At 61.7% G+C, this 15,971-nt stretch carries 10 protein-coding genes, 1 tRNA gene and 2 rRNA genes; 5 read left to right on the top strand and 8 right to left on the bottom strand.

Features of this window, described 5'->3' with window-relative positions:
* Nucleotides 1-32: 32 nt before the first annotated feature.
* Nucleotides 33-2,384, bottom strand: a complete 2,352-nt coding sequence (locus tag FFS18_RS07515) for a TonB-dependent receptor plug domain-containing protein (protein WP_137870360.1) — start codon at nucleotides 2,382-2,384, stop codon at nucleotides 33-35.
* Nucleotides 2,385-2,569: 185 nt separating this feature from the next.
* Between FFS18_RS07515 and FFS18_RS07520 the strand changes: the two genes are divergently transcribed.
* From FFS18_RS07520 to FFS18_RS07535, 4 genes are all read left to right on the top strand, one after another.
* Complete coding sequence (locus FFS18_RS07520; RefSeq protein WP_137870361.1) at nucleotides 2,570-3,592, top strand: phytase; 1,023 nt, start codon at nucleotides 2,570-2,572, stop codon at nucleotides 3,590-3,592.
* A gap of 258 nt (nucleotides 3,593-3,850) precedes the next feature.
* Nucleotides 3,851-5,443, top strand: a complete 1,593-nt coding sequence (gene purH, locus FFS18_RS07525; protein WP_137870362.1) for a bifunctional phosphoribosylaminoimidazolecarboxamide formyltransferase/IMP cyclohydrolase — start codon at nucleotides 3,851-3,853, stop codon at nucleotides 5,441-5,443.
* A 60-nt stretch (nucleotides 5,444-5,503) separates the two neighbouring features.
* Nucleotides 5,504-6,148: a YqaA family protein gene (locus tag FFS18_RS07530; protein ID WP_137870386.1), complete on the top strand. Its 645-nt coding sequence runs from the start codon at nucleotides 5,504-5,506 to the stop codon at nucleotides 6,146-6,148.
* A gap of 75 nt (nucleotides 6,149-6,223) precedes the next feature.
* Entirely contained in the window at nucleotides 6,224-7,477 is a 1,254-nt protein-coding gene (locus tag FFS18_RS07535) for an NAD(P)/FAD-dependent oxidoreductase (protein ID WP_137870363.1), read from the top strand.
* A gap of 146 nt (nucleotides 7,478-7,623) precedes the next feature.
* Here the strand turns inward: FFS18_RS07535 and FFS18_RS07540 are convergent, their stop codons facing one another.
* The 4 genes from FFS18_RS07540 to FFS18_RS07555 all read right to left on the bottom strand — a co-directional run bounded on the left by FFS18_RS07540 (nucleotide 7,624) and on the right by FFS18_RS07555 (nucleotide 11,896).
* On the bottom strand, nucleotides 7,624-8,175 hold the full coding sequence (locus FFS18_RS07540) for a VOC family protein (protein ID WP_137870364.1): 552 nt from the start codon (nucleotides 8,173-8,175) through the stop codon (nucleotides 7,624-7,626).
* A 112-nt stretch (nucleotides 8,176-8,287) separates the two neighbouring features.
* Nucleotides 8,288-9,373, bottom strand: a complete 1,086-nt coding sequence (gene hppD / locus FFS18_RS07545; protein ID WP_137870365.1) for a 4-hydroxyphenylpyruvate dioxygenase — start codon at nucleotides 9,371-9,373, stop codon at nucleotides 8,288-8,290.
* A gap of 56 nt (nucleotides 9,374-9,429) precedes the next feature.
* On the bottom strand, nucleotides 9,430-9,963 hold the full coding sequence (locus FFS18_RS07550) for a hypothetical protein (RefSeq protein ID WP_137870366.1): 534 nt from the start codon (nucleotides 9,961-9,963) through the stop codon (nucleotides 9,430-9,432).
* Between the two features lie 61 nt (nucleotides 9,964-10,024).
* Nucleotides 10,025-11,896: an ABC-F family ATP-binding cassette domain-containing protein gene (locus FFS18_RS07555; RefSeq protein ID WP_137870367.1), complete on the bottom strand. Its 1,872-nt coding sequence runs from the start codon at nucleotides 11,894-11,896 to the stop codon at nucleotides 10,025-10,027.
* 80 nt (nucleotides 11,897-11,976) lie between these two features.
* On the opposite strand from FFS18_RS07555, the gene FFS18_RS07560 reads away from it, so the two are divergent.
* Nucleotides 11,977-12,399, top strand: a complete 423-nt coding sequence (locus FFS18_RS07560) for a VOC family protein (protein WP_137870368.1) — start codon at nucleotides 11,977-11,979, stop codon at nucleotides 12,397-12,399.
* 244 nt (nucleotides 12,400-12,643) lie between these two features.
* Here the strand turns inward: FFS18_RS07560 and FFS18_RS07565 are convergent.
* The 3 genes from FFS18_RS07565 to FFS18_RS07575 form a co-directional block, all read right to left on the bottom strand.
* Nucleotides 12,644-12,720 (bottom strand) — tRNA-Met (locus tag FFS18_RS07565).
* Between the two features lie 116 nt (nucleotides 12,721-12,836).
* Nucleotides 12,837-12,951 (bottom strand): 5S ribosomal RNA (gene rrf, locus FFS18_RS07570).
* A gap of 133 nt (nucleotides 12,952-13,084) precedes the next feature.
* A 23S ribosomal RNA gene (locus tag FFS18_RS07575) occupies nucleotides 13,085-15,875 on the bottom strand.
* Between the last annotated feature and the right edge of the window lie 96 nt (nucleotides 15,876-15,971).

The following is a 15,971-nucleotide window of genomic DNA, read 5'->3' on the forward strand; positions in this document are numbered from 1 at the left end:
GCCCCAGGGACTGAGCGCCGGTCACCGAAGCGTTAGAAAGCGTAGCGCGCCATCAGCTGGAACACCGGACCGGCCTTTTCGCTTTCGAGCTCATATTCGTCGAATTCACCGGGACCGCGTGATTTCTGATCGCCAATCGTGGTGAATTTGTTGAACGTCTCGCGCTTGGCACCGTTGAGCAGGTTCGAACCTACGGCGCGGATCGTGAAGCTTTTACCAAAACGCTTTTCGACGAAGATTTCGAGGTCGGCGCCATAGCTGGTGAATACCTCTTCGCCGACGGTGCGGTCGAACGCGCCGCCCTGTTTGCGATAGGTGGCGCCGAAAGCCGCGCCGACCGAGGGGATGTCCTGGATCACCCCGAAATTATACACATATTCGCTCTGGCCGTTGAAGCGGCGCTTGCCGAATTCGTCGATGATCTTGCTGTCGAGCCACGAGATATTGCCGAACACCCCGGTGTCGGGCAGGCCGACGAAGCCAAGGTCGGTCGACAGGTCGAATTCGATCCCCCACACCTTGCCATCGCCGATATTCTGCGGCTGGTACACAAAGGTGCCCGCACCTTCCGACCCGGTGACGCCGGTGTTCGTCAGCTCGATGAGGTCGTTCACCTTGCGATAAAAGACGTTGATCCCGGCGATGCCGGCGCGGCCGAGGCGCTGTTCGAAGCCCAGATCAACGCCCCATGCGGTTTCAGGATCGAGCAAGGGATTGCCGAGCAAGTCATTGTCGCCGAGCTCGGCGTCGAGCTGCGCCGGCGAAATGAAGTTGAATTCGGGACGGCGGCTGGTGCGCGCGATCGATGCGGTGACGCGGCCGCGGGCGCCGACGTCGATCTTGACCGATGCCGATGGGAGCAGCTTTTCGTAGTCATTGTCGATGCGCGTTGCGGGCGGGGTCAGATCAACGATGGTGAGGTCGGTGGTTTCATAGCGTACCCCCGCTTCCCATTTGACCCCCGGCATGTCGCCCTCGACCAGAATAAAGCCGTCGAGACGCTTTTCTTCGATCGTGTTGATCCCGCCAACCGCCGGGACAAAAGTGCCGAAGGGACGAACAAATTCGGTCGGATTGCGGGTGAACTGGTCATAACCCTGCCGATTGGCCGCGGTCAGATTATAGCGGTCGCGTGGTGCCTCGGTAATCGCGGTTGATCGGTCCTTGTCCTGCCACAGGCCGCCGAACAGCAGCTTGGTGTCTTCCCCCAGCGCGATTTCATGCTCGACTCTGACCGAAAATTCCTTGTCGGTGATGCCGGTCAGCGTCTGGTCGCCGGTAAAGCGCGGCAGCGCGCGGTCGAATTCGACCTCATATTCGGTTTCGAACCGATCTTCGTCGAAATAGGCGTAACCAACCTTCAGGCTCGTTTCGCCCGCCGACCAGCGGTGTGCGAGCTTGCCATTGACGCTGTAATTGTCCTGGTCAATCGTCGCGATATTGGCATTGTCGACGGTCAGATTGCCCGGCGGCGTCGCGCGGATCGGGCCGTTGATGTTGGTCGGGTGATTATATTCAAAGCTGCGCTCAGTTTCGGTGCGATCGGTGTGGACGTAAAAGCCGTTCAGCGAGAAATCGGTTGTATCGCCCTTGATGTCATAGGTCGCGTTGAACGAATAATCCTTGCCGTCGCGCGTATCGACCTGGTCTTCGCGATTCTGGAAATTGTTGGTGGCGAAGTTAGGGTCATTTTCGGGCGACTCGTCATAGCGCAGCGAGAATTTCTTCTTGGGATTGTGGCGCCCCTGGAAATTGCCGCCGATCAGGAAACGCCCCGGCCCGAGCGCGCCGCCGATCACGCCGCCGACACTGGGTTCGAGCTCCTTGTCGTCATAATAAAGCCCGCCGGCGCGCAGGTAACCGCCGTCGAGTTCATAGCCGTCGCGCAGCTTGATGTTGAGCGTGCCCGCAACCGCGTCGCCGGTGCGGCGCGCCGACGACGAGCGGACGATTTCGACACGGTCGATCAGCTCGGCGGGGATGCGATCAAGGAAAAAACTGCGGTCGGCGTTCGATCCCGGCACCTTTTCGCCGTTGATCAATATCTGGGTGTAGCCGGGCGGCAGCCCGCGCAGGCGCGCCCCGTCGCTTTCGATCACGTCGGACAGGAAGGTCACCGACGGCACGCGCTTCAGTGCGTCGCCCGCGGTCAGCGGTTCGAACCGCTGGAAAAATTCGCTGTCATAGGACAGCACGGGTTCGGCCTGATCCTCGCTGCGGTTGCGGTACCCGATGCTGCCCAGCACGACGATGTCCTGCGACGTGGTGATCGTGCCGTCGGCATTCTGGATCGGCGCCATATCCTGCGCGGCGGCGGGCGCAGCGATCATGGCGGTTGCGAGCGCAAGCGCGGCGGCGGAATGCAGGCTGAAAATACGAATCATGTTGGTCGAGCCCCCTTTGTGGTTGCCGGGCCTCTAGGGTGGTCCTGTGACAGTTTGCGACGAGCATCATGACGTTTGCATGACAGTTAAGTGACGGAAATATTGTGGGATTGACGCAGCGCAACTTTGCTGGAACGGGGCGCGGCCAACCGCGCTGCGGCGCGTCCGCAATCAGGGGAAAGACGATGTCGGCCATCCATCATGCGAAGCTTTTGTCTTCGTTCGCTTTTGCGATCGCGCTCGCCGGATGCGCGGCTAGCCAGCCTGCGATCAACGGCCTGCCGCCAGTGCAGGTGACCGCGAGCGCCGAGACCGCGCCGGTCGGAACCGGCCGCGCCGATGCCGCCGACGACCCGGCGGTGTGGGTCGACCCCACCAACCCGAACCGCGCGCTGATCGTCGCAACCGACAAGAAGGCGGGGCTGCACGTCTATGACCTTAGCGGCAAGGACATCGCCTTCACGCAGGCGGGTCTCGTCAACAATGTCGATGTCGTCGGCGACATCATCGTCGCGAGCGACCGCAACGACGGGGTGAGCGCGCATCTCGCGCTATTCCGCCTCGACGCCGACAAGCCCGCGATCACCCCGCTGGGCCGCGCCGCGGCGGGCAGCGGCGAAGCCTATGGCCTCTGCCTGAAACGGACCGCGCCGGGCGCGCCGATCACGGCCGCGCTGATCGTCAAGGATGGCACGGTGCGCGTCGGCACGCTGGCGGTGAACGGCACGCCGACCTTCACGGTCGAGTGGGAGCACAAGATCCCGACCCAGTCCGAAGGCTGTGTTTTCGACGGCGACACGCTCTATGTCGGGGAGGAAGATGCCGGTGTGTGGCGGCTCGAGCCGAACGGCAAGGCGGCGACTGCGACGATGGTCGCGCCGGTCGACAACCAGCGCCTCGTCGCCGATGTCGAGGGACTGGCGACGATCGACCACAAGGGGCAGCGCTACCTGCTCGTGTCGAGCCAGGGCGACAACGCCTTTGCGGTCTTCAAGCTGCCGTCGATGGACTATGCCGGGCGTTTCGCGGTCGCCGCAGGCCCCTTCGGCGCGGTGAGCGAGACCGACGGGATCGAGGCAGCCGCGGGCAATTTTGGCGCCGCTTTCCCGGACGGGCTTTTCCTCGCACAGGACGGGCATAACGAGCCGCGTGCCCAGAATTTCAAGCTGGTACGCTGGGACCAGATCGCGGCGGCGCTGGGGCTGTAGCCTTCGCTGCTTGAAAAATTCAGTGTCCCCGCGAAGGAGCATCGGGTCGGGTCGTCCCCCGGACGATCCTTGAACATGCGGGGCATGTTCAACCCGATACTGACCCATCTCCGGCCGGTTCAAGGTCGCACGCACAGATGATGTGCTCCCGCCTTCGCGGGAGCATACGGCCCGTTAACCGGTGGTCGCACTTGCCCTGACCGCCCTTCGCGCCTAGGGGAGCCGCGTCTTTCCCTTCCTGCAAAGGCCGCCCTTTCCATGACCGACCTGATTCCCGTCCGCCGCGCCCTCTTGTCCGTCAGCGACAAGGCGGGGCTCGCCGAGCTTGCCGCCGCGCTCGTCAAGCATGGCGTCGAACTGGTATCGACCGGCGGCACCGCGAAGGCGTTGCGCGAGGCGGGGCATAATGTGCTCGACGTGGCGGATCTCACCGGTTTCCCCGAGATGATGGACGGCCGGGTCAAGACGCTGCACCCGACCGTGCACGGCGGCATCCTCGCGGTGCGCGACGACGCCGCGCATGTCGCGTCGATGGAGGAACATGGCATCGGTGCGATCGATCTGGTGGTCGTCAACCTTTACCCCTTCCTTCAGACGGTCGCATCGGGCGCCGATCGCGACACCGTCATCGAGAATATCGACATCGGCGGCCCCGCGATGGTGCGATCATCGGCGAAGAACCACGCATTCGTCGGCATCGTTACCGAGCCTGAAGATTATGCCGCGGTGATCGAAGAGTTGGACGCCAATGGCGGTGCGACCACGCTCGCGCTGCGCAAGCGCCTTGCCGCGACCGCCTTTGCCCACACCGCAAGCTACGACAGCGCCATCGCGCGCTGGTTCGCGATCGTCGATCAGGGCAAGACTTTCCCCGACACGCTGCCGCTGACCGCGAAGCTCGCCAGCGAATTGCGCTACGGCGAAAATCCGCACCAGAAGGCGGCGCTCTATATTCCGGCGGTCCCCGGACCGCGCGGGATTGCCGGCGCCGAACAGGTGCAGGGCAAGGAGCTTTCGTACAATAATATCAACGACGCCGACGCAGCGCTCGAACTCGTCGCCGAATTCCGCGACGCCGATCCGACCTGCGTCATCGTCAAGCACGCCAACCCGTGCGGGGTCGCGAGCGCGGCGACGATCGCCGAAGCCTATGACGCGGCGCTGAAATGTGACGATGTGTCGGCGTTCGGCGGGATCATCGCGGTCAACCGGCCGCTCGACGGCGCGACGGCGGAGCTGATCAGCGGTATTTTCACCGAAGTCGTCTGCGCGCCCGACGCCGATGCCGACGCGCGCGCGGTGTTTGCGAAGAAGAAGAATCTCCGCCTGCTGCTCACCGGCGAGTTGCCCGATCCATCGCGCGGTGGGCTGATGCTGAAGGGGATCACCGGCGGCTGGCTGGCGCAGAGCCGCGACAATGGCCGGATCAGCCGCGACGAATTGAAAATCGTCACCGACCGCGCGCCGACCGACGAGGAACTCACCGACGCGCTGTTCGCTTGGACGATCGCCAAGCATGTGAAATCGAACGCGATCGTCTATGCCAAGGGCGGGTCGACCGCAGGCATCGGCGCCGGGCAGATGAACCGCCGCGACAGCGCGCGCATCGCCGCAGTGAAGGCGCGCGAGGCGGCGGAAAGCCATGGCTGGGCCGAGCCGCGCACCGTCGGCAGCGCGGTCGCGAGCGACGCCTTTTTCCCCTTTGCCGATGGCTTGCTGGCGGCGGTCGAGGCCGGCGCAACCTGCGTGATCCAGCCGGGCGGGTCGATCCGCGACGATGAGGTGATCGCCGCGGCGAACGCGGCGGGGCTCGCGATGGTGTTCACCGGCATGCGCCACTTCCGGCACTGATCGAGAGGCGCATAAATGGCTATTCAGATCGACCCGACGGCGCGCCCCACTGCGCGCAGCATGCTCGCCCATCTCTACAACTGGACGATCGCCAAGGCGTCGCACAGCCATGCCCAATGGTGGCTGTTCGCCATCGCCTTCGTCGAATCGAGCTTCTTTCCCATCCCGCCGCATCCGGTGCTGGGGCTGATGTGCCTCGCCGATCCCAAGCGCGCGGTGCGCTATGCCGCAATCTGCACCATCGGATCGGTACTCGGCGGGCTGTTCGGCTACGCCATCGGCTATTTCCTCTATGAAAGCATCGGCTTGTGGTTGCTCGGCGCGCTGGGACTGACCGAGAAATTCCCCGTCGCGGTGTGCTTCCTCAACCAATATGACGCGGAGGCGATCATCATCGCGGGCGCCACGCCGATCCCGTTCAAGCTGATGACGCTGACCGCGGGCTTTACTGCCATGGACCTCGCGACCTTCATCGGGGCGAGCATCGTCGGGCGCGGCATGATCTTCATGGCCGTCGGCATCCTGTTCCGCGTCTTCGGCGCGCCGATCAAGGCATTCATCGAGAAATATCTCGGCATGGTGACGACCGCCTTCGTCGCGCTGGTCATCGGCGGCTTTGTCGTGGTCGGGCTGCTTTCGGGTGACGGCGACAAGAGCACCGACGCGTGCAGCGGCGCGACGTGGGAAAGCATCCAGCGCCGCTAAAGCGAGACGGCGTGCAACCCGGCGGCGCGCCAGGGATTAGGGGGTTGCCGCGTCGGCCGCAGCACGGAGCATCCCATGACCAATACCCCCGCGCGCAGGAACCAGGCGTCGGCCACCCGCCACCGCGATCTGCGCACAGGCCAGTCGATCTGGTCAGCGCGGCGGCGCCCGCATGTTCCGACCCAGCCATTGACGCGCGACATCCGCTGCGACGTCGCGATCATCGGGGCGGGGATTTCGGGAGCGCTGATCGCCGAAACCCTGACCGAAGCGGGACTAAAAGTCGTCGTCTTCGATCGTCGCGGCCCGCTCGACGGATCGACCGCCGCATCGACCGCGATGCTGCAATATGAAATCGACACGCCGCTGTCGCTGTTGGCTGAGCAGATCGGGCGTGACCGCGCCGAGCGACTGTGGCGCCGCTCGCGCCAGTCGGTCGACGCGCTGCGCGAGCGGACCGAGCGCTTGGGGCTGAGAGTCGACGCCGCGACGCGCGGGTCGATCTATCTGCACGGCAATGTGCTCGATGCCGAGGGCTTGGCGCGCGAGGCCGAGGCGCGGCGGCGCGCGGGGTTCGAGATCGAGCTGCTGAAGCCCGCCGCGGTGCAGGGTCGCTATGGCATCAAGGGGCGGCACGCGATCATCGGCTTCGGCAATTATTCGGCCGATCCGCGCCAGATGGCGGCGGGGTATCTGAATGTCGCGATCGGGCGCGGGGCGCGAATCTACAGCCCGGTCGACATTTGCGACGTCGTGCCGAGCGAGAGCGGCGTGACACTGCAGAGCGCCGACGGGCAAGAAATCCGGGCGCGCACGCTGATTGTCGCGACGGGGTACGAGATGCTGAAGGGCATCCCGCGCAAGGGGAACAAGATCATTTCCAGCTGGTCGATCGCCACCAAGCCGCAGCCGCGCGCGATCTGGCCGACCGCGGCAATGATCTGGGAGGCCGCCGACCCCTATCTCTACATCCGCACCACGCCGGCGGGCGAGGTGATCTGCGGCGGCGAGGATGAAGAGATCAGCGACGCGGACGAACGCGATGAGAAGATCGCCGCCAAAACCGCGACCCTGTCGCGCAAGCTCGGCGCGCTGCTGCCGATGATCGACGCGACGCCGGTGCATGCCTGGGCGGGCAGCTTTGGCGACAGCCGGACCGGGACGCCGACGATCGGACGCATCCCGCGGATGCCAAACTGCTACGCCGCGATGGGCTACGGCGGCAACGGCATCACTTTTTCGATGATGGCCGCGCAGATGTTGCGCGGGCTGATCTGCGGCGACGGCGACCCCGATGCCGACCTGGTCAGTTTTTCGCGAAACTTCTGAGCGCGGCGCGAACGAGCCACGGCTAGCGCAGCTAGCGCGGCGCTCAAATACTCCGTTCGTGTCGAGCGAAGTCGAGACACGCCGCGTTTGTGCGCGTCATCGCGTATCTCGACTTCGCTCGATACGAACGGGCGAGAGAGGTCGGCTCATTCGTTCGCGGCGGTGTGCAGCCAGTCGGCGTGTCGCGGGGCTTTCTTCGTCTGGCTCCATTCCTCGAGCATCAGCGGCGCGACGCGTTTCAGTTCGGCATATTGTTCGTCGGTGCCGATATCGCACGCCAGTTCGACGCGGTGGCCGTTGGGGTCGAAGAAATAGATCGACTTGAAAATGCCGTGATGCGTCGGGCCGAGCACGTCGACGCCTTCGCTTTCCAGATGCGCCTTGGCCGCCACCAATTCGTCATAGCTGCCGACCTTGAACGCCAGATGCTGGACCCACGCCGGGGTATTCTCGTCGCGCCCCATCACCGGCTGGTTGGGAAGCTCGAAAAAGGCGAGGATGTTGCCGTTCCCCGCGTCGAGGAAGACGTGCATGTACGGATCATATTCGCCGGTCGACGGGACATGATCCTCGGCAAAGGCAGTGGTGTAGGTCATGCCGAGCATGCGTTCGTACCACTCGACCGTCTCTTTCGCATCCTTGCAGCGATAGGCGGCGTGGTGGACACCGCCCAATTTGATGGGAGACTGACTGGTCATTTTACCCAACTCCATTTGTGCTGCGCTCGCCTTTCACCGTAGCCCTGAGCCTGTCGAAGGCGCCTATCGGCGATAAGCGCCCTTCGACAGGCTCAGGGCTACGGCAAACAAATCAAGCGGGTTCTTTGATTTCCAGCGCGCCGCGGCGGATCTGGTCCATTTCCATCGATTTGAACAAGGCGGTGAAATTGCCCTCGCCAAAGCCTTCATCCTTCTTGCGCTGGATGAATTCGAAGAACACCGGGCCGATCACCGTCTGGCCGAAAATCTGGAGCAGCAGGCGCGGGTCGCCATCTTCGGTCGAGCCATCGAGCAGGATACCGCGCGACTGGAGTTCTTCGACCGGCTCGCCATGTCCCGGCAGGCGCTCATCGAGCATCTCGTAATAGGTTGCCGGCGGCGACGGCGCGAACGGGTTGCCGAGCGCTTTCAGCCTGTCCCACGCGGCGTAAAGATCGTCACAGCTGAAGGCGATATGCTGGATGCCCTCGCCATTATAGGCGCGCAGATATTCCTCGATCTGCCCCTTGCCGCCCGCACCTTCCTCGTTGAGCGGGATACGGATCTTGCCGTCGGGGGCGGTCATCGCCTTTGACGTCAGGCCGGTATATTCGCCCTTGATGTCGAAATAACGGATTTCGCGGAAGCCCGCGATACGTTCGTAGAAGGCCGCCCAATGCGCCATGCGGCCGCCATAGACATTGTGGGTCAGGTGATCGATCAGCTGCATCCCGGCGCCGACGGGGTGGCGATCGACGCCCTCTTCATAGATAAAATCGATGTCGTAGATGCTGAGGTCGTCGCCGTAACGGTCGATCAGATAGATGATCGAGCCACCGATGCCGCGGATCGCCGGCAGGCGCAGTTCCATCGGGCCGGGGGTCGTCTCGACCGGCTCGGCGCCGCGTTCGATGGCTTCGGCATAGGCTTTGGCGGCATCGCGGACGCGCCAGCCCATGCCGCACGCCGACGGCCCGTGCTCGGCGGCGAAATAGGCGGCGGGCGATTTGGGTTCGTAATTGGCGATCAGGTTGATGCCGCCCTGGCGCCACAACTGGACGTCTTTGGAGCGGTGATGCGCGATCTGGGTAAAGCCCATCGCCTGAAAAACCGGTTCGAGAATGCCCTTTTCAGGTGCAGAGAATTCGACGAATTCAAAACCGTCGAGGCCCAGCGGATTGTCGAACAGGTCGGCCATGATCAATTCCCATCTAGTTTCAATTGAAACTAATATCGCTGACCCCACGCGATGAGTCAAGGTCCGCTGCGAACGGCTCCGGAAGGCTGCGCCAAGGACCGGTCATCCGACAGGCCAGCCCGCGTTACTGAAAGCTGCTCGGCCTGCCCGATCCGTACCTGGACCTGATAGTAATATTTGTCGGTCGGCTTTCCGTCGTCGCCGAAGAAGCCGATCTTCACGCGCTGCGCGACGCCGCGGACCAGCACGGTTTGGCCCGTGAAGCGCTTTTCCGCCGCTGCCAGCCCTTGGCCACCGGCCAATTCGGCCATTACCGCCGCCGGCATGGCGATGGTCAGGCAATTGCGGTCGCGATAATCGGCTTCGGAATTGAGGTAGTAGAAGCCCTTCTGCTCACCGACCGCCTTTACCTCCATCCGGAACGTCCCGGCGATCCCCGCCTTTGGGGCCAGATAGGACGCAAAGGTGACCGCCTCGACGGGCGAAATACAATCGTCGCTGCACTGGATAGGGCGCGGCCGAGCCGCCACCGGAGACGTCGCGGTGGCGACCGGATTGTTCAACAGCAGCAGCGTGGCCGAAAGCAACATCATTCTGGTCCTTCACGCGATTCGAGCGACATCCTCGCCGGTTCGTCGACTTGCCGCAAGCCTAGGCCGCCCCCTCAAACGCCTCCAGCGCTTCGCCCGCCGCGATCCAGCGTGCCTCGGCGGCTTCCTGCGCGGACACAATCTTCCCGCGGCGCTGTGACAGCTCGCTCATCGTCAGGCCTTTATATTCGTTCGCGGCGCCCGCGGGGTCGAACATCGCGCGGTCGATGGCGGAGAGGATGACCTGATATTTCGCGAGATCAGCCTCGGCATCGGATACCTGCTTGCGGATTTTCGCCGCCGCTTCGCGCGCCGCAGCGGCGGCCTTGCGGTCTTCCTTCTTGTCGGTTTTCGACACCTTGTCCTTGGACGGCCCCTTGCCCAGGATCAGGTCGACATAATCGTCCATGCTGCCCGAATATTCGCGCGCGGTGCCGTCGTCGACCAGCACCAGCCGGTCGGCGGTGAGTTCGAGCATATGCCGGTCGTGGCTGACCAGCACCACCGCGCCGTCAAAGCCGTTCAAGGCCTGGACCAGCGCCTCACGCGCGTCGACGTCGAGGTGGTTCGTCGGTTCGTCGAGGATCAGCAGGTGCGGCGCGTCGCGGGTGATCAGCGCCAGCGCCAGCCGCGCGCGTTCGCCGCCCGACAGCTTCTTGACCTCGGTCGTCGCCTTGTTGCCCGAAAAGCCGAAACGGCCAAGCTGCGCGCGGATCGCCGCCTGCGTCTTGCCCTCCATCACCCGCGTCATATGCGCGAGCGGGGTGTCGCTGCCGTCGAGTTCTTCGACCTGATATTGAGTGAAGTAACCGACGCGCATCTTGCCGGACGCCGCCATCGCCCCCGCCATCGGCGCGAGCTGCGCCGCGAGCAGGCGTGCGAGCGTCGTCTTGCCATTGCCGTTGCGCCCGAGCAACGCAATGCGGTCGTCGGGATCGATGCGCAGGTTAAGCCGCTGAAGCACCGGCTTGTCGGCATAGCCGACGCTGGCAAGGTCGAGGGTGATCAACGGCGGTTTCAATTCGTCGGGGCTCGGGAAATCGAACGCCAACGTCTGATCCTCGGCGAGCGCAGCGATCGGCTGCATCTTGGCGAGCAGCTTCGCGCGCGACTGCGCCTGTTTGGCGGTCGAGGCGCGCGCACTGTTGCGTGCGACATAATCCTGAAGCTTCGCGCGCTGCGCATCCTGCGACGCCTTCGCCGCCGCCAGCTGCGCGGCGCGTTCGGCGCGCTGGCGCTCGAACGCGTCATAGCCGCCGGCGTAAAGCGTGACCTTGCCGCCCTCGAGATGCAGGATATTGTCGACGACATTGTTGAGCAGGTCGCGCTCGTGGCTGATCACGACGAGCTGCCCCGGATAGGCGCGCAGGAAATTTTCGAGCCACAAAGTCGCTTCGAGGTCGAGGTGGTTCGACGGTTCGTCGAGCAGCAGCAGGTCGGGTTCGGAGAACAAGAGCGCGGCGAGCGCGACGCGCATCTTCCACCCGCCCGAAAAGCTGTCGAGCGGCTGCGCCTGCATATCCTCGTCGAACCCCAGCCCGATCAGGATACGCGCGGCGCGCGCAGGCGCGGTATAGGCGTCGATCGCAATCAGCCGCTCGTGAATATCGCCGAGCTTGTCCGGATCCTGCTCGGTCTCCGACGCGGCGAGCAGTTCGGCGCGCTCGGTGTCGGCGGCCAGGACGGTGTCGAACGGCGTCGCGGTTCCGCTCGGCGCTTCCTGCGCGATATAGCCGACGCGAGTCTTGCGCGGCATGTCGATGCTGCCCTCGTCGGCCTCCAGCTGGCCGATCATCACCTTCATCAGAGTCGACTTGCCCGCGCCATTGCGCCCGATTAGCCCGACACGGCTTTTCGCCGGCAGGCTCGCGGTGGCGCGTTCGAGGATGGCGCGCCCGCCAAGGCGTACAGTGATTCCGTTGATGGTCAGCATGGCCGCGCGCCTAGCATGTTCGGCGTGCGAGCCCAAGTCCCGCACTGGCTTTCCGTGCATAGGTGCGGCACATGCAGGGAATGACCGACCTTGCCCCCTTTCATATCGCCTTTCCCGTCGACGATCTGGACGCCGCGCGCCATTTCTATGGCCGCGTGCTCGGCTGTCCCGAAGGACGCAGCGATGCCGATTGGATCGATTTCAACCTCTATGGCCACCAGATCGTCGCACACCGCGTCGATCGGCGCGAAGCGGCCGCGGGGCATAATCCGGTCGATGGTCATGCGGTGCCGGTGCCGCATTTCGGCGTCGTCCTGCCACCCACCGAGTGGCAGGCGCTCGCCGACCGGCTGGTCGCGCACGACGTCGCGTTCGTGATTGAACCGCAGACGCGCTTTGCCGGACAGCCGGGCGAGCAATCGACGATGTTCTTTCTCGACCCCGCGGGCAATGCGCTCGAATTCAAGGCGTTTGCGGATATGGAGCAACTGTTCGCTCGCTGAGAGAGATTGGCGCCGTCACTTCGATTGCGCCCTTCCTCATCCGAAACGCAAGAGGCGCATTTGCGAACGATTTTGGAAGGTGCTTTGAGAGAGATCCCGAACGAAGACTTGCGGCCCATTGCAGTCGATCGATCAAGTTAGTTGGACGCTAACTTTCTCTGACACGAAACTCGCCCGGTCTGGAAACCAAAGCCCCGCACAAACAAAAAAACCCCCAATCCCATCGGGAAAGCGGGCTTTTTGTTGGTTGCGGGAGTAGGATTTGAACCTACGACCTTCAGGTTATGAGCCTGACGAGCTACCGGGCTGCTCCATCCCGCGCCACCAATATCGCGGCGCCAAAAGCGATCCGCGAAAACAGCAAAAGGCCGGCATTTCTGCCGGCCTCTAACTTTGTGAATGGGTTTTTCCGTATTCGTCCTCACGTCGGCTGCAATGCCTGGCGACGTCCTACTCTTCCAGGGCTTGAGCCATAGTACCATCGGCGCTGTCAGGTTTCACGGCCGAGTTCGAGATGGGATCGGGTGGGTCACTGACGCCATGGTCACCAAGCAATGAAGCCGGCGTGGGTCGAATTTGGGTTTCAATCGAATGCCCGTGCAATTTGGACTTTGTTACAATCATCCACTTCGCGGACAACCTTCAGGCTTTTCGCCGTTCAGGACTGTCGTTGATGGTGGGACTCTTAAGTGCGAATAGAGCAATTAGTATCGGTTAGCTCCACACGTTACCGCGCTTCTACATCCGATCTATCAACGTGGTGGTCTTCCACGGCTCTATGAAATCTTATCTTGAGGGAGGCTTCCCGCTTAGATGCTTTCAGCGGTTATCCCGTCCATACATAGCTACCCTGCTGCGCCACTGGCGTGACGACAGGTACACCAGAGGTATGTTCAACCCGGTCCTCTCGTACTAGGGTCAACTCCTCTCAAATTTCGACGCCCACGGCAGATAGGGACCAAACTGTCTCACGACGTTCTGAACCCAGCTCACGTACCACTTTAATTGGCGAACAGCCAAACCCTTGGGACCTGCTCCAGCCCCAGGATGTGATGAGCCGACATCGAGGTGCCAAACGATTCCGTCGATATGAGCTCTTGGGAATCATCAGCCTGTTATCCCCGGCGTACCTTTTATCCGTTGAGCGATGGCCCTTCCACTCGGGACCACCGGATCACTATGACCGACTTTCGTCTCTGCTCGACTCGTCAGTCTCGCAGTCAGGCAGGCTTATGCCATTGCACTCTCGCAGACGGTTTCCAACCGTCCTGAGCCTACCATCGCGCGCCTCCGTTACTCTTTAGGAGGCGACCGCCCCAGTCAAACTACCCGCCACAGAGGGTCCCTGATCCAGTTTCATGGATCGAGGTTAGACATCAGAAAACAACAGGGTGGTATTTCACCTATGGCTCCACACCGGCTGGCGCCAGTGCTTCAAAGCCTCCCACCTATGCTACACAGTTCTTTCCTAATGCCACTCTGAAGCTGCAGTAAAGGTGCACGGGGTCTTTCCGTCTAACCGCGGGTACTCCGCATCTTCACGGAGAATTCAATTTCGCTGAGCATCTCCTGGAGACAGTGGGGAAGTCGTTACGCCATTCGTGCAGGTCGGAACTTACCCGACAAGGAATTTCGCTACCTTAGGACCGTTATAGTTACGGCCGCCGTTTACCTGGGCTTCATTTCGCAGCTTGCACCACTCCACTTAACCTTCAGGCACCGGGCAGGCGTCAGGCCCTATACGTCGTCTTGAAGCCGACTTAGCAGAGCCCTGTGTTTTTGCTAAACAGTCGCTACCCCCTGGCCTGTGCCCCCCACAACTGGTTGCCCAGAAGTGGGGCCTCCTTCTTCCGAAGGTACGGAGGCAATTTGCCGAGTTCCTTCAGGAGACTTCTCTCAAGCGCCTTGGTATACTCTACCATCCCACCTGTGTCGGTTTAGGGTACGGTCTATAATGGAGGGGCTATTTCCTGGAACCTCTTCAAAGCCTGACCAATCCAATAAGGTCAGACAATTTACGAGATCCGTCACACACCTCCAGGCCCACGAATATTAACGTGGTTCCCATCGACTACCCCCTTCGGGCTCGTCTTAGGGGCCGGCTTACCCTGCTCAGATTAGCTTTAAGCAGGAACCCTTGGGATTTCGGCGACAGGGCATCTCACCCTGTTTATCGCTACTCATGTCAGCATTCGCACTTCCGATACCTCCACGACCCATTACCAGATCGCTTCATCAGCCTACGGAACGCTCCGCTACCGCGTGTATTGCTACACACCCTAAGCTTCGGTGCACGTCTTGAGCCCCGTTACATTTTCGCCGCAGGAACCCTTATTTAGACCAGTGAGCTGTTACGCTTTCTTTAAAGGATGGCTGCTTCTAAGCCAACCTCCTGGTTGTTTTGGGATTCCCACATGCTTTACCACTTAGACGTGACTTGGGGACCTTAGCTGTAGGTCAGGGCTGTTTCCCTTTTGACGACGGACCTTAGCACCCGCCGTCTGTCTGCCAGATATTACTCATGGGTATTCGGAGTTTGGTTAGAATTGGTAGATCTCGCGACCCCCGCATCCATCCAGTGCTCTACCCCCCATGGTATTCGTCTGACGCTCTACCTCAATAGATTTCGCGGAGAACCAGCTATTTCCCGGTTTGATTGGCCTTTCACCCCTAAACACAACTCATCCGACAATTTTTCAACATTGAACGGTTCGGTCCTCCAGTGCGTGTTACCGCACCTTCAACCTGGTCATGCCTAGATCACCGGGTTTCGGGTCTAATGCAACAAACTCAGTCGCCCTATTCAGACTCGCTTTCGCTGCGCCTACACCTAACGGCTTAAGCTTGCTTGTTACACTAAGTCACTGACCCATTATGCAAGAGGTACGCTGTCAGGTCTCAAGGACCCTCCAACTGCTTGTAGGCGTTCGGTTTCAGGTACTGTTTCACTCCCCTCATCGGGGTGCTTTTCACCTTTCCCTCACGGTACTAGTTCACTATCGGTCATGCAGGAGTACTTAGGCTTAGAGGGTGGTCCCCCTACGTTCAGACAGGGTTTCACGTGCCCCGCCCTACTCAAATCCTTCAACATCAGTTTCGCATACGGGACTGTCACCCGCTATGGTCACACTTTCCAGAGTGTTCTGCTACTTGAATTGAAGGCATTGGCCTGGTCCCGGTTCGCTCGCCACTACTACGGGAGTCTCTGTTGATGTCCTTTCCTCCGGGTACTGAGATGTTTCAGTTCCCCGGGTTCGCTTCACCAAAGCTATGTATTCACTTCGGTGATACCCTTCCCATTTAACCTTCGCTGTCGTCGAAACGGCAGCGAAATTAAATGGTGAGGGTGGGTTTCCCCATTCGGAAATCGTTGGATCAAAGCTTGCTCACAGCTCCCCAACGCTTATCGCAGCGTGCCACGTCCTTCATCGCCTCTGCATGCCAAGGCATTCACCAAACGCCCTTACCTCACACTTGAGAGTCCACACCACCAACGACAATCCTGACATCCCCGCGGTGGGAATGGCATTCAGCGTCGCAAATGATGCGGATGATTGTTTTCTTTCTCAGCC

It is taken from the genome of Sphingopyxis sp. 2PD (assembly GCF_005503695.1).
Lineage (GTDB): Bacteria > Pseudomonadota > Alphaproteobacteria > Sphingomonadales > Sphingomonadaceae > Sphingopyxis.